The sequence below is a fragment of the Paenibacillus baekrokdamisoli genome (genome assembly GCF_003945345.1).
In the GTDB taxonomy this organism is placed as follows: domain Bacteria; phylum Bacillota; class Bacilli; order Paenibacillales; family Paenibacillaceae; genus Paenibacillus_Z; species Paenibacillus_Z baekrokdamisoli.
On sequence record NZ_AP019308.1, the window covers coordinates 3,420,272 to 3,439,040 of the forward strand.

At 46.6% G+C, this 18,769-nt stretch carries 19 protein-coding genes and 1 riboswitch; of the genes, 6 read left to right on the forward strand and 13 right to left on the reverse strand.

Annotated elements, in window-relative coordinates; translation table 11 throughout:
- Nucleotides 1-94 precede the first annotated feature (94 nt).
- The 3 genes from EKN16_RS15430 to EKN16_RS15440 all read right to left on the reverse strand — a co-directional run bounded on the left by EKN16_RS15430 (nt 95) and on the right by EKN16_RS15440 (nt 2,011).
- Nucleotides 95-724, reverse strand: coding sequence for an MBL fold metallo-hydrolase (locus EKN16_RS15430; protein WP_125658813.1), 630 nt, complete (start codon nt 722-724; stop codon nt 95-97).
- A gap of 1 nt (nt 725) precedes the next feature.
- Complete coding sequence (locus tag EKN16_RS15435; RefSeq protein WP_125658816.1) at nt 726-1,292, reverse strand: thioredoxin family protein; 567 nt, start codon at nt 1,290-1,292, stop codon at nt 726-728.
- 101 nt (nt 1,293-1,393) lie between these two features.
- A complete protein-coding gene (locus tag EKN16_RS15440; protein ID WP_125658819.1) occupies nt 1,394-2,011 on the reverse strand; it encodes an undecaprenyl phosphate transporter UptA in 618 nt (205 codons plus the stop codon).
- A 196-nt stretch (nt 2,012-2,207) separates the two neighbouring features.
- Between EKN16_RS15440 and EKN16_RS15445 the strand changes: the two genes are divergently transcribed.
- Both EKN16_RS15445 and EKN16_RS15450 read left to right on the forward strand, forming a co-directional pair.
- Nucleotides 2,208-2,654, forward strand: a complete 447-nt coding sequence (locus tag EKN16_RS15445; protein WP_125658822.1) for a cupredoxin domain-containing protein — start codon at nt 2,208-2,210, stop codon at nt 2,652-2,654.
- 58 nt (nt 2,655-2,712) lie between these two features.
- Entirely contained in the window at nt 2,713-3,024 is a 312-nt protein-coding gene (locus tag EKN16_RS15450; RefSeq protein ID WP_125658825.1) for a dehydrogenase, read from the forward strand.
- A 51-nt stretch (nt 3,025-3,075) separates the two neighbouring features.
- On the opposite strand, the gene EKN16_RS15455 is transcribed toward EKN16_RS15450, so the two are convergent.
- From EKN16_RS15455 to EKN16_RS15470, 5 genes are all read right to left on the reverse strand, one after another.
- The gene (locus tag EKN16_RS15455; RefSeq protein WP_125658828.1) at nt 3,076-4,296 is read right to left on the reverse strand and encodes a benzoate/H(+) symporter BenE family transporter; all 1,221 of its coding nucleotides are present in this window, start codon (nt 4,294-4,296) and stop codon (nt 3,076-3,078) included.
- Entirely contained in the window at nt 4,283-4,411 is a 129-nt protein-coding gene (locus tag EKN16_RS33490; protein WP_260182920.1) for a hypothetical protein, read from the reverse strand. Before EKN16_RS33490 ends, EKN16_RS15455 begins: the two co-directional genes overlap by 14 nt.
- A 63-nt stretch (nt 4,412-4,474) precedes the next feature.
- On the reverse strand, nt 4,475-5,422 hold the full coding sequence (locus EKN16_RS15460; protein ID WP_125658831.1) for a carbon-nitrogen hydrolase family protein: 948 nt from the start codon (nt 5,420-5,422) through the stop codon (nt 4,475-4,477).
- A gap of 2 nt (nt 5,423-5,424) precedes the next feature.
- A complete protein-coding gene (locus EKN16_RS15465) occupies nt 5,425-6,264 on the reverse strand; it encodes a uroporphyrinogen-III synthase (RefSeq protein WP_125658834.1) in 840 nt (279 codons plus the stop codon).
- Nucleotides 6,261-7,895 carry a nitrite/sulfite reductase gene (locus tag EKN16_RS15470; protein WP_125658837.1) on the reverse strand — a complete coding sequence of 545 codons (1,635 nt, stop codon included), beginning with the start codon at nt 7,893-7,895 and terminating at the stop codon, nt 6,261-6,263. Before EKN16_RS15470 ends, EKN16_RS15465 begins: the two co-directional genes overlap by 4 nt.
- A 210-nt stretch (nt 7,896-8,105) precedes the next feature.
- Between EKN16_RS15470 and hisC the strand changes: the two genes are divergently transcribed.
- Together hisC and pdxR are read left to right on the forward strand one after the other, a co-directional pair.
- Nucleotides 8,106-9,212 carry a histidinol-phosphate transaminase gene (gene hisC, locus EKN16_RS15475; RefSeq protein WP_125658840.1) on the forward strand — a complete coding sequence of 369 codons (1,107 nt, stop codon included), beginning with the start codon at nt 8,106-8,108 and terminating at the stop codon, nt 9,210-9,212.
- A gap of 32 nt (nt 9,213-9,244) precedes the next feature.
- Nucleotides 9,245-10,675: a MocR-like pyridoxine biosynthesis transcription factor PdxR gene (gene pdxR / locus EKN16_RS15480; protein ID WP_125658843.1), complete on the forward strand. Its 1,431-nt coding sequence runs from the start codon at nt 9,245-9,247 to the stop codon at nt 10,673-10,675.
- Nucleotides 10,676-10,828: 153 nt separating this feature from the next.
- Here pdxR and EKN16_RS15485 read toward each other — a convergent pair whose 3' ends face one another.
- Both EKN16_RS15485 and EKN16_RS15490 read right to left on the reverse strand, forming a co-directional pair.
- Nucleotides 10,829-11,185, reverse strand: a complete 357-nt coding sequence (locus tag EKN16_RS15485) for a hypothetical protein (protein WP_125658845.1) — start codon at nt 11,183-11,185, stop codon at nt 10,829-10,831.
- 105 nt (nt 11,186-11,290) lie between these two features.
- Nucleotides 11,291-13,420, reverse strand: a complete 2,130-nt coding sequence (locus EKN16_RS15490; protein ID WP_125658848.1) for an O-antigen ligase family protein — start codon at nt 13,418-13,420, stop codon at nt 11,291-11,293.
- A 561-nt stretch (nt 13,421-13,981) separates the two neighbouring features.
- Between EKN16_RS15490 and EKN16_RS15495 the strand changes: the two genes are divergently transcribed.
- Entirely contained in the window at nt 13,982-14,692 is a 711-nt protein-coding gene (locus EKN16_RS15495) for an ABC transporter ATP-binding protein (RefSeq protein ID WP_125658851.1), read from the forward strand.
- Nucleotides 14,689-15,936: an ABC transporter permease gene (locus tag EKN16_RS15500; protein ID WP_232016447.1), complete on the forward strand. Its 1,248-nt coding sequence runs from the start codon at nt 14,689-14,691 to the stop codon at nt 15,934-15,936. The genes EKN16_RS15495 and EKN16_RS15500 overlap by 4 nt, the downstream gene beginning before the upstream one ends.
- 81 nt (nt 15,937-16,017) lie before the next feature.
- Here the strand turns inward: EKN16_RS15500 and EKN16_RS15505 are convergent, their stop codons facing one another.
- From EKN16_RS15505 to EKN16_RS15515, 3 genes are all read right to left on the reverse strand, one after another.
- Nucleotides 16,018-16,740 carry a PilZ domain-containing protein gene (locus EKN16_RS15505; protein WP_125658853.1) on the reverse strand — a complete coding sequence of 241 codons (723 nt, stop codon included), beginning with the start codon at nt 16,738-16,740 and terminating at the stop codon, nt 16,018-16,020.
- 97 nt (nt 16,741-16,837) lie between these two features.
- A riboswitch (cyclic di-GMP riboswitch) is annotated at nt 16,838-16,928 on the reverse strand.
- A gap of 17 nt (nt 16,929-16,945) precedes the next feature.
- Nucleotides 16,946-18,028 (reverse strand): HD-GYP domain-containing protein, encoded by a 1,083-nt coding sequence (locus EKN16_RS15510; RefSeq protein WP_125658856.1) that lies wholly within the window; start codon nt 18,026-18,028, stop codon nt 16,946-16,948.
- Nucleotides 18,029-18,066: 38 nt separating this feature from the next.
- Nucleotides 18,067-18,753: a GGDEF domain-containing protein gene (locus EKN16_RS15515; protein WP_125658860.1), complete on the reverse strand. Its 687-nt coding sequence runs from the start codon at nt 18,751-18,753 to the stop codon at nt 18,067-18,069.
- Nucleotides 18,754-18,769 lie beyond the last annotated feature (16 nt).

Consider the following 18,769-nt stretch of genomic DNA (forward strand, 5'->3'; position numbering starts at 1 on the left):
GATAGTTCAAGAAGAAACGGCTTACGCCGTCCTTGACGGCGAAGTAAGTTTCTTCCCTCTTATATTTGGACAAAACCCTTACGGGCCAGCTATATTAAGCCGGCACGTAAGGGTTATTGGCCATTTCATAACCGATCGTTGTCTGCGCCCCATGACCAGGATATACGCGCACATTCGGATCAAGCTTATACAGTTTCCCGCGGATAGAATCGTACAAATCCCGCTCCCGTCCACCAGGAAGATCCGTCCGTCCGACACCCATACGGAAAAGTACGTCACCGCTGATGAGCTGCTGGTCACACAGTAAGCTGACACTTCCAGGCGAATGACCTGGCGTATGCATCACCTTAAAGGTATGGCCGATTAACTCCAGCTTCTGCCCTTCCGCTAAGCTGTACTCGGCAGGGTCCGTAGTAAGCGGCTCTGTAACATCCGACCATCTAGCAGAGCCATTCTTGCGAGCATCTGTCAGCCAGTCGGCTTCCTCATCGTGAAGGTACACCGGACAGCCAGCTGCTTTGCGAACAGCATCTACACCGCCCATATGATCAAAGTGCGCATGGGTCAGCACGATTGCTTCAATAGTTAAGTCTTTAATACGTTCCAGCAAACGCTTCGGCTGCATGCCAGGATCGACGATAAATCCGCGTTTGCCGGTTTCCTCTGTAAGGAGGTAGCAATTCGTCTGCAGCGGTCCTAATGTAAACGTCTCGATCTTCAGCATCTTATAAGGAGGCAAGCAGCTTATGTAGCTCTTGCACGATCACTTGCTGATATTCAGTGCCTTCTCCATAGCGACGACCTATCTCTTGACGTACAAGGCCAAGTTTCTCTTGGTAGTCTGCTGCTTCGCGGTCCGGATTCTCCTGTTTGAAAGCAACCATCGGTTCCTGAATGTAGCTCGTACGAGGACCCCATTGACCGAGAACATGACCACCTGTATCAGCAAAGATCACAATCGGAACAGCTCTGCCGCCCATTGTCAGGAACTCCTCCATCGTATCCATATGTTCTTCCATAATAAGCACTTCTGTAGGAATACCAGTAATCGCAAGCGTTTTGAAAATAACAGGAACGTTACGAACCACATCACCGCACCATTCTGCCATTAAGATCAGACAGCGCAAATCATCACGATTGTTCAAGGACTCAAAAAACTCACGGTCGTCCTCGCTTTCAATTTCAAAACGGTTAGACCAATCCAGAAAAGCTTCTTTATTTTTTTGCATCGTATCGATAAATTGCTGGGGGCTAATGCCTTTATTAAGCTTACTAGCAACGCTTTTACTCATTTTTGGTGCCTCCTACATTTTTTTATGATGCCGCTTTAGATCCACTCTCTATGATGCCTATGTTTATTTTATTGTACCAAATGACACGCAGCCACCACAAACTACACGGATTTGCCACGACTTTTGATCACTTTGAATAGAATGTAAGCCACAAGCAAGGCCAATGCAATCAGAATGGCAGGCTGCACATATGGGGCTGCTTTTTCATCGATATTTTTCCATTGATCACCAAGACTTGAGCCTAGGTATACGAACAACAACGACCATGGAAGCGAAGCGAGTGCACTAAGAAATGTGAAATACCAAAAATTCATCCGTGCCATACCGGCAGGAATGGAGATCGCTTGTCTCATAACGGGTACGAAACGAGCAGTAAACACGATACCAGCACCGTATTTGTTAAACCAATGCTCTGCTTTATCGAGCTGCTTAGGACCGATTTTAATGATTTTGCCATACTTTTCAAAGAAAGGCCTACCTGCATAACGACCAATGGCATACAAAATCCACTGCTGAACAACCGCACCAATTGTACCGGCTATGACTGCACCGATAAATGTAAACTGGTTGCCTCCCGCATCAGATACCATGTAACCTGCATATCCGAGAACAACTTCACTTGGAATAACCTCAAGCATGAGTCCCAAAACAATACCAAAATACCCTAAACCTTCAATCCATTGCAGCAGCGAGTTAACCATATCGTGAAACCAACTCATTCTCCATCTCCCATTCCTATAAGTTTCAACTAGTCAATGTCTCTATATGTTGGACTTATAAGGTATTCTAGCATACTTGAAGACAGGCCTCCATAGCAGTCATGCTGGGCCAGTCCTCCATTGCAGTCATGCTGGGCCAAGCCCCCGCATAGACTAGTGTAATCTATTTAAATGAAAAGAAGGTGAGAAGATCCCTATGGCCAAAATCTTTGTTGTAACCAAAAAACAGCTTCGTTTGTTTTCCATCCTGCTGCTAGTCGTGCTCCTTGCAGCCGCATGTCTCAAATGGAATCAATCCAGAGCTGCATCCGCTGTCCCGCAGGAGCCTCGGATTTTCCAGCTCGTTACGGGCGAATTCTCAACAAAAACCGATGCGGGGAAAGAAATCGAGGTCTACCGGTGGGATCCAGGCACGGTAGTCGTTAGTCAAGGCGAGCTTGTGGAGCTGCACATTACGGGTATAAACGGTAAATCCCATCCTTTTGTCATTGAAGAGCTCGGAATTAAAGGGGAAGTAACCAAAGGAAAAACGACGATCGTCCGTTTCACTGCTGCGCATAAGGGAACCTATCCAATCGTTTGTCTCACTCACACGACCATGGAGCACGGTGGTCCTATGGTTGGGTACATAGTCGTTCAGTAGGAGAGTGACCGCATAAAAGCAGGGTGCATATATAAGAGGTAGAGAGGAGTCGGTGACGATGAAACCTTCTGCCCAGAAACATAATTCGGACTATCCGTCCGCCCGCAAAATTCGACGCGCCTGCGAGAATGAGCTCTATCGAACCGTGAAGCGATTAGGTATTTATATTGCCAAGGATCGTATAACGCAAGCAGAGAAACTGTATTTTCAAAAGGTCATTCTTAACCTTCAATGGATTCACGAGAATTTCAGTAATCGCAAGCTGCTCTCTGACTGGTGGGATGAGAATCTCAGCGCTGAGATAGCAGAATTATGGGAAGTTGATCGTAATAAGCTGTGTACTGCTTTCCGGGATGCATTTGGCGGGTAAGGCAAGTGGGATAGAATCTGTTATGCCTTGAGGAAGCAGACTTCGACATGTTCAAGGCTTGATGATATCCCGTCTGCCTTCACCCAATATTTTAGCTGTTATCAAGCCGATGAGCATACACCATACAGGAGCCGATATTCCCAAATAAGAAACGTTGAAAACCGCGATGATAAAGGTAATAAGTGCTGCATATCGGTATGACGACTGTCTAAAGGTTGATTTCATGCTTTGCATAAATAGGCCGATTAATGAGAAGCCCGTAATAAGCAAAATGAAAGGTGTCGGCAGGATACTCATAAATGCCACTACCTTCCAAGCCAATAAACCGAACAGTGCCACCAGCCCTCCAGAAACAATACCCGCGATATAGCGATGTTCCTTGGGACCTGACCGTTCGTCACTGCAGACCATGCTCATCATTCCTCCTATATTGACTGCGTGACCGCCGAACCATCCGGCAAAGGCAGTCGCCATCCCTGTAAATACGATTGATTTGGCTACAGGAGGTTGATAGCCGTTCTTACGAAGAGCAGCTAGTCCGACGAATACGTCATTGCTCAGAATAAGAATTGCGAGTGGTATCGATAGAGAGACGAATCCATTCACTGAGAAGGAGGGCATGATATTATGAGGCCATACAAACGAATAATTCTCCCCTGCCGGAAAGTCATTCACTAGAGCCAGATACACCAAGCCGAGCGCAACCACGCCCAATACGGGAGGAACCTTCCTTGATACTCGGGACACTAGAAGAAATCCCAGCAGGGCGATTACACCCAATAGATAGTTTTCCTTAAAAGCAGGGATCATTTTCGCAATATGCGTGAAAATCAAACCAGCAAGCATCGCTTCAAGCAGTGGCTTCGGAAGCCATTCCAGCAGCTTTGCCGAAAACCCCGATAAGCCAAAAAAAACGATGAGCATTCCGGCCATGATTACGCTGCCGGCAAGCTCATCGATATGATAATGAACGGCTGTTGTACTCAAAAAGGCGGCAGCCGTAATCGAATGAGCACCGCCGAATGGGATTTTATAAATGACAGACAGGACCAAATTGAATAAACCGCCGAAAAAGTAGACAACGAATAGCCAAGATATTAATTCGGAATTCGTAAATCCTGCATGTTCTGCACTGCTTAATATGAGGGCGGTGCCACCCGTACAGGGCAGTAAGGCCGAAAGAACACCGCTAAGTACATTTTGGACGTTTATCTTTGCAGCAGGCTTCACTTCTTCACGATCCTTGGCACGATTACGCTCAATCCCTCTCATTATCAAGATCTTCCCATTTTCTGGAGTACGCCATATTCGTTACCCAGAATGTCATCCAAGCAATAATGCCGACAATGACTACCGCAGCGATCCAAATCCCAACTGGTACGTTCATGTATATACCTCCTATCGTTTGCATCTGATGTAAATCGTCCCCGTCTTGCACAAGCCTTAGATGTTAACGAAATTCCACGATTGCTTGTTTATCCTCTTTTACAATCAATTGAAACACATCGGGACGATTGTAATGGCCGACGACGTCAAAATCAAAACGGCTTTGCGTAACCTGCGACATATCCAGATCTGCCAGCAGCATTCCTTCTTGATCAAATAAAGGATTAGATACATACTCGCCGAGCGGCCCTACAATAGCACTGCCGCCTCTGGACAGCACATCGGGATCTTGGGCAATATCATCATATCCGTACAGGTCAGTAGGATAAGAGTCTTTGGTTACAAATTGATTGCTGGATACAACAAAGCAGCGGCCCTCACAAGCAATGTGGCGGATAGTCGATTGCCATGTCTCTCTTGCATCTGCGGTTGGCGTTATCAGGATATCAATCCCTTTCGCATACATGGCCGTTCTAGCAAGCGGCATATAGTTCTCCCAGCAGATCAGGCCCCCTATACGCCCAAAAGGGGTATCGATAACCGTCAAAGTGCTCCCATCCCCTTGTCCCCACAGCAGACGCTCCGCTCCCGTTGGAATGAGCTTCCTATGTTTGCCGAGCATTTCTCCATCTGGACCTATATACAGGATCGAATTGTAGAGAGTGGATTTGCTAAACTGATTATCTCGCTCCACTACGCCAACAATAAGATAGACACCGGCTTCCCTAGCGATCTCTCCCAAATACTCCGTATCTTCGCCTGGAATATCAATGGCGCTTTCCCAATATCGTTCCCAGTCCTTCCGACCCTCGGACGTGCGGCTTCCAACCCTTGTGCCCATGGATAGGCCGCGGGGGTAACCCGAAACAAAAACCTCGGGAAATACGACCAATTGTGCACCTTCGGAACTCGCTTGTTTCGTCCAGCTAGCTATTTTATCCAAAGCAGATATTTTGTCAAAAAGGATCGGTGCGGATTGGATAACTGCGACTCGGACATTTTGATTACTCATCCTTACACCTCAGCCTGATCAAGATTTTGTTCACATGCAGAATAGTAACGAGACAGCTCAACAATCATGGCGCCCATTCGTTCGAGTTCAGGCATTACCACTCGATTGATTCCCTCTTCTCTTAAGGCTCCTGAGGTAACTTTGCCAACAGCCCCAGCTATTACGCCTCCGTTAAAGGCCAGTCTTATGTCACTCTCCACACCCATTTCCCGGGCATACTCGAACAGATATTGAACTTGAATACGTGTCGTAAAACAAACCGCATCAACAAGGCCATTTGTGAGCTCATGTACGATTGTCTGAAGGGTATATCTTTCTGGCGCGTGATGCCTATAAGGAAGAAGAATTTGTATCTCCTTTGTTCCATTGCTCTCCATAAAATTTTGAATGGGAGGCGATAACTCCCCATGTAACTGAATCATCACACGCTGACCCGCGAAGTCATGCTGGGCAAGCTTCACAAGAAGATCGTTCACCGTGCCGTCATCATCGCTTACGATTGGCTGCAGATCATGCTTTTTCAGAAATGCATAGGTCTTATAGCCTCTGGAGGCGATTTTTGCTTTGGCAACTGCTGCTGTGAAAGCAGGGAGGATGTTCAGTTTATCCGCTGCTTGATATAGGGCTTCAGCCCCCAACCCGGTGGTAAACAAGATCCAATCCGCACCTTCTCGTGCGAATCTGGTCAAGCCTTGCTCTAGCTCTCTCTCGTCAAAGACGCTGATCCCTTGAAGCGGTCGGCTAACAGCGATGCCACCCTGCTTCCCAATAATGGCTTGCATCTCGTTTATTTTCTGAGACCCGGCAATTACGATTCTTTTGCCATTCAGCGTATTGCTCATTTGTTTACCTCTTGCTCGGTTATACTGCTTAGTACGGCGTTCAAACGTAATTGGAATGCGCCAATGCCTACACGTTTATAAAACTGGTGAAAGGTCTCTCCTGTGGCCCGAGTCTCTTTGTAATAATGAATGAGATCAGCGAGAACCGGTCCAACTTGCTCACCGACTACACGCCCCTTCAGCTTTTCGTTAAACTGTGCGTTCGGACCGAGAATTCCGCCGATAGCTATATCGAATGCTTCCTGCATACCCGCAGACGTCTTTACCAAAGAACCTTGTAAGCCGATATCTGCGATTTGCTTCTGACCGCATGCATTCGGGCAGCCCACAAAATGAATCCGTATGTCCTCATCGATATCTACATGGACTTCAAGATATTCCGCCACAGACTGCGCCCGCAGCTTGGTCTCTACGATAGCCAGATTACAGAACTCGTTCCCTGTGCACGATACTGTCCGATCTAGAAACCGCGTACGATTCGGAGATAATTTGCGGAAAATATCATGTGTGACAGCTTCGCTAACGCGATCTGCCGGAATATTGGGAATAATGATATTCTGGGAGATTGTTGTGCGAATCGAACCATCACCGTACGTTTCGGAAATGCGAGCGAGTTCGGCCAGGTCAGTTCCGCTTAACCGCCCAACCGGAACGTTTAGTGCGAGATATCGCAGCCCTTCTTGCTTCTGCTCCCCAATTCCGTCGTAGTAAGCAGACTGCCACCCGATCGTCTTATCCTCACCACGTTCGGGCAAAGGTCCGATAAGCTCCGTTAGCTTCTCGAAAAACTTTTCCGGACCCCAATCATTGACCAGAAATTTCATTCTGGCATGATGGCGCTTCTCACGATAGCCATAGTCGCGAAAAATCGTAGTTACACCTATCGCAACTTTAAGAACATTTTCTTGATGAACAAACGCATTCAGCGGCTGAGCAAGGAATGGCTTCGCCGAAAGGCCGCCGCCAACTTGTATATGGAATCCCTGCACTTCTTTCCCGTCGATCATCTTTACGGCAGGCGTGAAGCCTAGATCCTGAATTTCCGCGAAACCGTTATTATATATATTGGAGGAAATCGAGATCTTATATTTGCGGGGCAAGTTGGAAAAGTCCCGGTTCATGACGAAGAAATCGCTAACTTGCTGAACAATTTCAGTTGTATCGAATAACTCATATTTATCGATGCCAGCCAGCGGATTCCCTACAATTGCTCTTGGGCAGTCACCACATGCTTCGAAGGAATACAAACCGACAGCATCAAGTCTTTTGAAAATATCCGGCAGTTGTTCCACACGAAGCCAGTGAAATTGAATGGATTGACGCGTGGTCACATCCATCAGATTACGACCATAATTGGTGGAAATGTCGGCCAATGCCCGCGCTTGCGCTGCTGTCAGCATGCCAGAGGGGATACGTATCCGCATCATGAAGTGACCATCATTAGGTTTTTGTTGATAAACGCCAGCCCATTTGAAGCGATTCAGTTCATCTGCCGGTATGGATTCGTACCCTTCTACGGAGTACGTTTCAATAATCGTACGGATAACGTCAAGTCCGTCCTTTTCCATCTTCATGAACTCAGCAGCATTCAATTTGGATGGTTCATTGGCCCAAATCGCCTCATATGCCATACGAAATCATCTCCACATCAATTAGGTATTTCCTTCATCATAAATTCATCTGCCTTCTCTGTGACCATCCAATTCAGCAAGAATTGACCCCACCATTTCTTTATTAGATGATGATTTGGATGGTTGGTCCCAATGCCAATTGGATGTTTACAATCGGATCCCAGTAGACTAGAGTTATATTAAATATAAGGAAGAGATGAGGGCTCTATCATGACCGTGGAATCTAGGAAAGCACTTGAACAAATTCAACCCTACACGCCAGGCCTGCCTGTTTGGGAGGTTCAGCAAAAATATGGGCTTAAGTCTGTAGTGAAATTAGCCTCGAACGAAAACCCGCTAGGCCCTTCCCCTAAGGCGATAGAGGCCATCCAATCCAGTCTTGGGGAATTGCACCGTTATCCGGATGCCAATACCACTGCGATCAGACATGCGATTGGAGAGAAGCTCGGAATTTCTTCGGAGCAATTCATCATAACCAACGGCGGTGATGAATTAATCAAACTCATTTCGGAAACCTATCTAGAACCAGGTGACAATATTATTGTTCCATCACCTTCGTTTAGCGAATATGAGTTTGGCGCCCACCTGATGGATGCAAAGGTGATTCCCGTGCCCCTTGATGATCATTTTCGTTTTGATGTACCGGCGATCCTTGCAGCTGTAACCCAGCAAACCAAAATCATTTATGTATGCTCGCCAAATAATCCGACCGGAACCTATATGACACATGCGCAATTGACAGAACTATTGCAAGGTTTACCTAAAGGAATTATCGTCGTCATTGACGGTGCCTATAATCACTATGCGGATGCCGCAGACTTCACGGATGGAATTGAATTCGTGAAAGAAAATTATCCAGTGGTCATCCTGCATACCTTCTCCAAAATCTTCGGCCTTGCAGGGCTGCGAATCGGTTATGGTATCGCCCAAGCGTCCATCATCCAGCAGATCCTGAAGGTAAAAGAACCCTTTAATGTAAACACATTAGCGCAAATAGCCGCCACTGCTGCTCTTACAGATGAAGAGCATCTTGATTTGTCGCGACAAACTGTAATTGAGGGACGGAAGCAGCTATATGAAGCCTGTCGTGAGCTGGGGCTCCCCTACATCGAGAGTATGGGCAATTTCGTTCTTATTGAGCTTGGTCCACATACACAGAACATCTATGACACACTGCTAACCAAAGGGATCATCCTTCGAAATGGAAAAGCATGGGGCCTCCCACAGCACGTCAGAGTCAGTATAGGCACCAAACAGGAGAATAGCTTTCTTATCCAAGAACTTCGGACGCTGTTAACAGTAGGGAATATAAAGTAGTGATCATTACTTTGTAAGGGTGTTGTTTGGAAATGTGGAAACCGGAGCGTGCGTCCAAAAAGCCTTTATACCAGCAAATCGCCGATCATCTGGAAAGAAGAATCTCTTATGGCGAGCTTCCGCCAGGCAGCATCCTTCCGTCTGAGCGAAAATTGGCTGAACAGCTTGAAGTAAATCGGAGCACGGTCATTCAAGCCTATGAGGAATTACGCGCTTCTGGATTAGTTGAAAGCGTCGTTGGGAGTGGTACCCGGGTCAGCCGAACGAAGTGGGGGATTGCTCCAAAGCATACGCCGAATTGGCGTCAATATACGGAAGGCGGAACATTCCTTCCTAACTTGCCATTTATGAGACGTATTCGTGAGGTTACTCGAAGCCATCCCAACATCATCAATATGGCTAGCGGTGAACTATCGTCCGATATGTTCCCAAATGATATCGTTCAGAGCTTGCTGCAAGAACAGACCTTTAATGAACATCTAGGATATGACGATCCGCAGGGCTATTACCGTCTACGCAGCTCACTTGTGTCCGTTCTGGAACGAAACAATGGCATCCAAACAACAGAATCATCGATCTTGATCACATCGGGTTCTCAACAGTCCCTCTATCTGATTACGCAATGTCTGCTATCTCCAGGAGATGCCGTTGCAATCGAAGACCCTTCTTACTGCTACTCATTGCCAATGTTCCAATCTGCTGGACTGCGTATTTTTCGATTACCCGTCCAACAGGACGGGATCGATCCGGATGATATCATTAAGCTTTTTCGAGAGCATCGGATACGTATGCTGTTTCTTAACCCGAACTATCAGAACCCAACAGGCACGGTACTCAGCCAGTCCAAACGTATTCGCCTGCTGAAGATCGCGGTGGATCTGGGTATTCCAATCGTAGAAGATGATCCGTTCAGCTTAACCGCTTTTGAAGGCTCCCCCCCTACGACTTTAAAGGCAATGGATACTGACGGCATCGTGTTATATATCGGCTCTCTCTCGAAAATCGCCGCTTCCGGGCTTCGTATCGGATGGATGATCGCTCCTCAATCGGTCATCAGCAGGTTAACGGATGCTAGACAACAAATGGATTTTGGGTTAAGCATCATCTCACAGTGGGCTGCCGAAAGGCTGCTGAACAGTGATCAATTCCACCGTCATCTCGATCAATTAAGAGTCTCTTTGTATCATAAGCAACAGATTATGGTACAGGCCATTAATCGCACACTGCAAGGCCGTGTAACGTTCCATGCTCCTGATGGCGGTCTGAATTTGTGGTGTAAAATTAATCAAGTGGTAGATGACGGCAAGCTGCTGGAGGAGTCGATCCGCAGAGGCTTAGTATATGTACCTGGAAGTGTATACGGCTCTGAACCTGGATTCGTACGCTTCAGCTATGCAAAGCCCTACACGGCTGATATTTCATCAGGCATTTCAGCGTTTGCTGAAGCACTGAATACAATTTAAAGCATTAGCCCACCGCTTGATCAAAATGTGAGTTTTGTATTCAAACGCTTCTGAGAAACCGATTAATGTTGTTATGCCTTTGACAACCAACAGCAGCACAGCTTCTCTAGGACTGTGCTGCTGTTGTTTGTCGTCAGAGCTGCTCCATGTAGATTAGCCGATTATCGCGAAAGTCTGTACGCCTGCTGGAATGGTGCGCGTACGGAATAGAACCCCATCATTTCTGATCACCTGAATGGTAAAGGTTGCATTCGTTAGTGTACGGACGTTATTAAAGCGAACGACTCCGAAACGATCGAAAAATGCGGTTGAAATCAGCTGATTCCCCCGGAACAGACGGGCAAAGAATCCAGTCGTGTTGAATGGTACGCCATTCTGTGCTACCCAAACAACGGTTAGTCGATTGAAAGTTGTACCCGTGCTTTGAGATAAACCTCTTGCCCTCGTCTTACGAATGACTTTTCCTTTGCTCGGAACATTTAGCAATGGCCTGACGCGTGAAGATGCCATGGTTATCACTCCTCCCCTGGTTTCCTACAGCTTATGCTGTTGAATGACAGAAGGAGTGGACACAAGAAGAAACGGCTAACGCCGTCCTTGGCGGCGAAGCAAGTTTCATCCTCTGAATTTGTTAATCAGACGGCTTTCTTTCACAGCTGTCTTCGCCTCGTTCGTGATCGCAAACCTGCGTCCATTAACACGAACACCCTGACCAAGCGATGCGTAGGCATCGAAGAATTGAATCGCCTGCTCCGCGGCCTGACTTGCCGCAGGCAGTTCGTCAGCAGTTAGCAGCTGCTGCGCGAGCTGCGTCATTGTCACCACCGCTCCGGTTTGTTTCACACGGTCGAAACGATCATAGTGCAAGGCGGTACGCATATATGCCGCAGCTTGCATGGTGTTATTTCGCTTAGCTTCCGTGATGCCAAGCGCCCATAGGAGCGGAACGGACTGGGGCTCGTAACGCAGCCCGATAGCCAGCAAATTGACCCTCTCTTGCAGCGGCTCAAGCTTGGACAGCTCAATTCGAACTCGCGTCCAATAGGGATTCCAATCGAGCGCCGCGCGAAGCCCGGATATCCGTGCGATGCCCGAAGATGCAGCTGCTGTCTGACGGTATTGCAGAGAGTTCTCGAATCTCCAGCTGTAGATGGCTGCGGTAATGAGGAATAAGACTGCAGTAACCATCAGGACCGCTCTGACTATTTGATATCGCTGACCTAAACCATTCAACCGTTCTTTTATCACTGTTAATCGGGCAGCATCCTTTGCTTGTACGGTCTCATCCGCTCCAACCATCTGATTGCTATTCACTTTCGTTCCGCCGTACAAAACGAACCAGCTTATAAGCAGCAGCCAATAGTAACCAAAGGACATATCAAAATCAATCGCAGCATGTACGAGCAGAACCATAATCGGCAGTAAGCCTAAGCGGTCGTAACACCAGACCCGATAAATCAGAACAGCTGATACTCCAATAACAAGGAGCAGGCCAATCACGCCAAGATCAAGCATCAATTCCAAATATCCGCTATGCACTTCACTGCCTACATAAGGCTGAGATTGGATTTGAGTAAACATCATACGCCAGGTATCGCCACCATGCCCAAGAAAAGGCGCTTGCTTTATGAGCTTAAATGCATCTATGTAAAACAACTTACGCGCACCCACAGTCTGAAAGTGTCCACTTAATCGTCCATGAATGACCGAGGGCAGCAGCAGCGACATGATCGTTAGCACCGCAATCCATCCACCCCAAGCGAAGTATACGATCCGGTGGCTCTCAGCCCCTTTTGCAAGCCATAATCGAATCCACGCGAACCCTGCAACCGTTATGACAAGAGCACCTATCAAAAGCAAAGCCTCGTTTATCTGCTCACCTGACTCAGCTGTTCCTGCACCGCCTCGCGCCCCAATATGGACTACGAAACGATAGGCCGCTCCAGCAGATAACATCGTCCACCCACTGTAAAGAAGCCACTTGATTCGTTCAAGACGCGAGACCAGCAGCAGCCCTAATAGCCAACCAAGTGCTGTAACAAGCCAGGCTCCTCTGGATTCTGTCAACAAAAACGCAAGCATAATTGGTAATAGCTGCAATGAAACGAAGAAGAAGGACAATTGAGATCGGGACCGAACAAGCAGCAGCCAGCTCCAAAGTAAATAAGCACCCGTTATTGCCCCTAAGAAGTTAGGATACTGCACAAACCCCGATAGTCTCGCACCAACCGCAGACAACCGAGCATCTCCAGTCGTCATCACAATATCAGGAAAGGAAATCCATCCCATCCACCCCGCAAGCGCTCCCCAAACGACGAAAACGCCAGCTGCTTGCACCGCTACAGACAGCCATTGACGCCCTCTAACAGAGTTGAATCCTATCGTGGTTATCCACAAAAAAGCGGCATAGGTAGACCAACGAATTCCTTGCTCAATCGTGCTTTGCACCGATACAGGGTTATTTAATAAAGACAATGCGTATAAACCAGCAATAGCTAAAAGGCCAGCAGCAGGATATATAACTTCCATCACACCCGTACTAGCTTTGTTTCCATTCTTCCATAGAACAATCATTCTGAACATTGTCGTTAGCAAAGCAAGGAGAATGATCATCCATTCCAAGCGATAGAAATTCATCTCAAAAAACAGACCATAGCTATAAGCAGAATATCCAAGTACCGCTGTAAAAAACAGGGCACTCAAAGATAGGAGCACGACTGAATTTTTCTTATTCCTATACATCATTTAATAACACCCATATTCTCCCTGTTCTTTGAAGTGATTGTATCATATTGGACACTTATCCCAAAAAAGTCCAGCACCGTTAAAACTTTATTAAACAACGGTTCGTTATCAACACAGTGAACACGATAACAATGGCTGATCAGGCAGAGCCGCGCAAAAACTTAAGCTTATGCTTCCGATGTAGTTTTCGCTTGATCATGCCTTAATCAGGCTGATCAGGCTGAGCCACGCAAAAACTTAAGATTATGCTTCCGATGTAGTTTTCGCTTGATCATGCCTTAATCAGGCTGATCAGGCAGAGCCACGCAAAAACTTAAGATTATGCTTCCGATGTAGTTTTCGCTTGATCATGCCTTAATCAGGCTGATCAGGCTGAGCCACGCAAAAACTTAAGATTATGCTTCCGATGTAGTTTTCGCTTGATCATGCCTTAATCAGGCTGATCAGGCAGAGCCACGCAAAAACTTAAGATTATGCTTCCGATGTAGTTTTCGCTCGATCATGCCTTAATCAGGCTGATCAGGCAGAGCCACGCAAAAACTTTTAGGGGGATCAAGATCAATGATACAACTTAAACAAATTGAACATGCTTTTAAGCTTGGGCGAAAGGGTAGTGAGCGGGAGGTGCCTGTTCTTAGAGGCATCGATTTGACCGTTAAAAGCGGTGAGATTGCAACGTTAATCGGGCGCAGCGGCTCTGGCAAATCCACACTGCTTCATATTGTGGGCGGATTCATCCGACCTACCAGCGGCAGTATTACGATTGCCGGTCAAGACACAACCGCCTACGGCGAGGGACAATGGGCGGACTTTCGCAGACGCCACGTCGGTGTTGTGTTTCAGAACTTCCAGCTCATTCCGAGTATGACTGCCTATGAGAATGTTGAGCTCCCACTCGTGCTGCAGGGTACAGCCCCAAGTGTTCGCCGTAAGCTCACGCTTGAACTGATGGATCGTCTAGGCATCGCGGATTATAGCGACCATTATCCAAGTGAACTATCAGGAGGGCAGCAGCAGCGAGTCGGCATCGCCCGCGCTCTTATTCTCAATCCACCCATCATTCTTGCCGATGAACCAACGGGGAGCTTGGACAGTGAGAACGAGGAACAATTCCTGCAGCTGCTCCAGTCACTCAACCGGGAGAGCAAGCTAACGCTGCTCATTATCACACATGATGATAAGGTCGCCTCCATTGGGCATAAAAAATTGCGAATTGAAGACGGCAAGCTGCTAAACCAAGCAGAACCCCGTAAGCTGGAGGTTGTAAAATGATGAAAATGAAAGATAAAATCCGTTTCGTTCGGCAAAATATGAAGAAAAATAGATCGCGTGTTTTTATGACTATACTCGCCACCGCCATGGGCTGCTCCTTCTTAATCATGATTGCGTCCGTTGCCTTCGGCCTGCAGAAGAGTATCGTCAATAAAGTACTTGAAGATCAAAACCTAACCCAAATTCAAGTTCATTCCAAGAAGAGTGGCGATTCCTACAATGCTCCACAGCAATCCGATATCGATGCTTTGAAAAAGATGGACCATGTCAAGGCCGTTACCACGCAGAGAATGGCACATGGTGATACGGAAATCGACGGCTATAAGTCATCTACTTCCGTCACAGTCACCGATTTTGAACAGGAAACCAAATCCGGACTCAAGCTCTCGAAGGGCCGTATGCCCATCAATGAGAACGAAACGATTGTCGGTTACGATTTTGCCAAAAACTTAATAAAAACCGGAACTAAAGAAGCTTACCCCGAAAACCCGATTGGACAAACAGTAACCCTCCATGCAAAGGGATTTGACCAAAACAGCAATAAGGAAATTGATCTAGCAACGATAAAGGTTACCGTTGTAGGAATTATGGAAAAGCCAGCTAAGCAGTGGATCGAAGGCAGAAACATGTATCTCTCTGATACTTTCCAAAGCAAGTTATTTCCGAAAATTGAAGAAAACAGACCAGATATTAAGGTTTACGCGGATAGTGCGAAGGAGGTTACCTCGATCTCCAAAGCTCTGCGTGGTCAGCATTTCGAAATTTATTCGGTCGCTGATTCAATCAAGCAAATGGATCTTGTGTTTCTTGTGATGAAAATCGGATTGATTTTTGTCGGTACCATTGCCGTGCTTATCGCTTCAATCGGGATCTATAACACCATGACTATGGCTGTTACCGAGCGTTCGCAGGATATCGGAATTATGAAAGCCATCGGAGCGCATCCAAGGACCATTCGAAGCATTTTCTTACTCGAGAGCTTTGGAATCGGTTTGATCGGTGTCTTTATAGGTGCTGTCATTTCTTATGCCCTTAGTGCAATCATAAACAAAGTCGTACCACCGATCTTATCGTCTGTTCTGGACAGTAAACCACCGGCGAACTTTATCTTCTCGGATATCCCCTTAACGCTAACACTAGTCAGTGTAGTTATTAGTCTTGGCGTTGCCATTATCTCCGGCATGCGTCCTGCTGCAAGAGCAACTCGAATTGATGTACTTCGAGCACTTAGACGTGACATTTAAACGGAACAGCAATGACTTCAAACAACAAAAGGCGCGATTGGTCCAAGCGACCCATCAGCGCCTTTTATGTTTTGACTATTACTACCCTTTAAACCGCTGGTTTGCAGTAATGTGCTTTCTGCGATAGTAAGCAGCAATATGTTCACGAAGCAGAAAAGCACGCAGAGAACGCTGCTGAATCTCATTAATGTCATGAAACCTTGCGCCGTAAAAGCTTTGCCCACTTCCCTCTTCTTTTCGAACAATCTCAAGCTTACAGCTAAGCTCGAAGCCCAATTGGATGGTCGCTTCCAGCCACTCATCCGTATTAAGCTCATCTATGGTCTCCAACACGAAGCCAACACCTGTGGAACTAATATTCCTTACGGACAGTGGCAATACATCTGTGACTTCGATGACCTCAAGACCATTCACTGTCTCCCTCGTATCTTTTAAGGAGCGACTCAGCTTCCCCCTATGATTAACCTCAAACCGCGGAGCTTCCCTTTTCTCCTCCAGCCCAATAAGCGAGCGAGCCGGAAAAATAACAGCGATTGATCCTTCAGCCTTCGCAATGACCGTTGATTGTAACCGATGAATGCCAACAGGTGAATACAGCGTTAGGTTGACCGGATTACTCAACTCGAAAGACTTGAATTCCGTCATCTCGATCTCCATCATTTCACCCTCGACATGCGTCAAAATACCTGTGGATACATAGCCCTCTTTCTCTACAACTGTCCGGCTATGCAAGAGAGCATTGGAGGAGAAAGTCTGCTTGCCCGAATTATATGTTTCTTTGTTAGATCCAGTTGAATGAGTCATCCTCTGTACCTCCTATAGGTTCAACTAGTATTAAAACAGAAAAAGCACCTTCCATCGCCAGGAAGCCGCTCATTTCACCTCATTTGAGATGAGTGCTTTCGGCAGCCAGGCTATCAATCGTTCCGTTAAGAACATTAGATCCTTTAGCTTTGCGTCCTTGCCTTTCGACAAGTTTGCTATTATCGATGCTATAAAGTTAGTGAGCTTATAGCTCTTCAATAATCAATAGACTATTCTGATCCTTAAGATCAATTTGATAGGGTGCAGCTGGTGTAGTTCCATCCGCTTCACGCAGTATCCTGACAATCGGCCGATGAAGCGCTAATGGATTATTGAGCGCAACAACCCCGATTTGTCCCGAACTTAGCTTTACCGTTGTCGAAACCGGATAGATCGAGATATGCTTACAAAAGGTCTTGATCAGCTCTAGTTCAAAGTATGTGTTACCGGCAGCAAACAAGAATTCTATCGCTTCCGAAGGTGTGTGTCGTTTACGATAAGGCCTCGGCGATGTCAACGCGTCGTACACATCAGCTATAGCGATGATTTGTGCATATTCATGAATTGCGTCACCCTTGAGCTGTCGTGGATATCCGGATCCATTATATCGCTCATGATGCTGAAAAGCGCAGTGAGCAGACAGCAGCGATATATCATGCTGCGCACGTATAATATTGAAGCCTTCTTCTGTATGCTTCTCCATAGCGATTCGTTCTGCACTGCTAAAAGGCGACGTCTTGCTCAGCAATTCTTTTGGCAATCGTGTCATTCCAATATCGAATAGTAATGCACCCATGCCGAGCTCTTCAAGCTGGTTACGGTTATATCCTTTGGCCAGTCCCATAATACCTGCGAGAATCGCGACATTCACGGAATGCTGGAAGAGGTAACCATCTGCTACCTGAATGTTGGTCAAATTCACCATCACATTCTCACGCGTAATCAGATCCTGCATAATATCGCCAAACACTTTACGAAAGGATCGTCCCATCTCAGGCGCTATCGTTCGGCCTCTAATTACTGGCTGGTCAATAAGCGTACTCATCGTCTTATATACCGCATCTGTCGCAAGTTTTCGTGTATTGTCTTGAATTGCGCTAGTCGGCTCCAAGTCTTCTGTCATCGGATCATCGATATAAAGTATATCGACGCCAAGAGAAGTTAAGCGCATAATAAATCGTTCATTTAGTTCGACACCAACACCAAGCAATATGTTCCCATTTTCTTGGAATATGGCACGAGCTAATTTATCTCCCGGCTTAGCGGAGTGAATGTGTAGTTTTCTCATGTGTGTACTCCCGCCTTTAATCACATTGCTATAGTCTGCTAGGCTTGTTTTATTTCCGGCTCGGCAGCTATCCGTTTGGTTATCACTTTATGAGCGTACATTCGTTTGTCAGCTGTTTGCACAAGCTGAGTGAGCTTAGAACCTTCTACAGGACAAACTGCGCTTCCAAGTGATACTGAAAGAAGTAAACCAGATTGCTGAGAGAGCTTCAATAATTGTTCATGAAGCTGTGCAGATAACTTGTCTATACTTTTATCATCGGCATAGGGACAGATCATGATGAATTCATCTCCGCCCCACCTTGCAACAATCTCTCCCTTAGTCGAGCAATCCTTCAATGTCTGTGAAATAAGCTTAAGTGCCATATCCCCTCGCGCATGTCCGAAGCGATCATTTACCTCTTTAAAGTCATTCACATCGATTAGAATAACGGATAATCTCTTATGATTGCGCTGTGCCTGCAAACTCAGCTTCGGGAAGCTGAGTTCGACAAATCTACGGTTGTATATATCAGTTACGCAATCTACGAAGGAATCAATTTTGAGTTGATCATACTTACGGCCAATTATCCACGATAACGGTAAGGCAACTGCAGCGAAAATGGCCGCACCAATTGAGACTGATATCCAACCATGGGTCTTACTCGACCAGTAGTTCAGCCCAGTCGTAAACAGTATCATGCCGATCGCAATCATTACTGCTATAATACGTCCTTGGTGCGACAATTCGCTCCCTCCGCTC

Bases quoted from the DNA above. Each gene is read 5' to 3' on its own strand.
- EKN16_RS15430 (WP_125658813.1), bottom strand. From the start codon at position 724: ATGCTGAAGATCGAGACGTTTACATTAGGACCGCTGCAGACGAATTGC.
- EKN16_RS15435 (WP_125658816.1), bottom strand. From the start codon at position 1,292: ATGAGTAAAAGCGTTGCTAGTAAGCTTAATAAAGGCATTAGCCCCCAG.
- EKN16_RS15440 (WP_125658819.1), bottom strand. From the start codon at position 2,011: ATGAGTTGGTTTCACGATATGGTTAACTCGCTGCTGCAATGGATTGAA.
- EKN16_RS15445 (WP_125658822.1), top strand. From the start codon at position 2,208: ATGGCCAAAATCTTTGTTGTAACCAAAAAACAGCTTCGTTTGTTTTCC.
- EKN16_RS15450 (WP_125658825.1), top strand. From the start codon at position 2,713: ATGAAACCTTCTGCCCAGAAACATAATTCGGACTATCCGTCCGCCCGC.
- EKN16_RS15455 (WP_125658828.1), bottom strand. From the start codon at position 4,296: ATGAGAGGGATTGAGCGTAATCGTGCCAAGGATCGTGAAGAAGTGAAG.
- EKN16_RS33490 (WP_260182920.1), bottom strand. From the start codon at position 4,411: ATGAACGTACCAGTTGGGATTTGGATCGCTGCGGTAGTCATTGTCGGC.
- EKN16_RS15460 (WP_125658831.1), bottom strand. From the start codon at position 5,422: ATGAGTAATCAAAATGTCCGAGTCGCAGTTATCCAATCCGCACCGATC.
- EKN16_RS15465 (WP_125658834.1), bottom strand. From the start codon at position 6,264: ATGAGCAATACGCTGAATGGCAAAAGAATCGTAATTGCCGGGTCTCAG.
- EKN16_RS15470 (WP_125658837.1), bottom strand. From the start codon at position 7,895: ATGGCATATGAGGCGATTTGGGCCAATGAACCATCCAAATTGAATGCT.
- hisC (WP_125658840.1), top strand. From the start codon at position 8,106: ATGACCGTGGAATCTAGGAAAGCACTTGAACAAATTCAACCCTACACG.
- pdxR (WP_125658843.1), top strand. From the start codon at position 9,245: ATGTGGAAACCGGAGCGTGCGTCCAAAAAGCCTTTATACCAGCAAATC.
- EKN16_RS15485 (WP_125658845.1), bottom strand. From the start codon at position 11,185: ATGGCATCTTCACGCGTCAGGCCATTGCTAAATGTTCCGAGCAAAGGA.
- EKN16_RS15490 (WP_125658848.1), bottom strand. From the start codon at position 13,420: ATGATGTATAGGAATAAGAAAAATTCAGTCGTGCTCCTATCTTTGAGT.
- EKN16_RS15495 (WP_125658851.1), top strand. From the start codon at position 13,982: ATGATACAACTTAAACAAATTGAACATGCTTTTAAGCTTGGGCGAAAG.
- EKN16_RS15500 (WP_232016447.1), top strand. From the start codon at position 14,689: ATGATGAAAATGAAAGATAAAATCCGTTTCGTTCGGCAAAATATGAAG.
- EKN16_RS15505 (WP_125658853.1), bottom strand. From the start codon at position 16,740: ATGACTCATTCAACTGGATCTAACAAAGAAACATATAATTCGGGCAAG.
- EKN16_RS15510 (WP_125658856.1), bottom strand. From the start codon at position 18,028: ATGAGAAAACTACACATTCACTCCGCTAAGCCGGGAGATAAATTAGCT.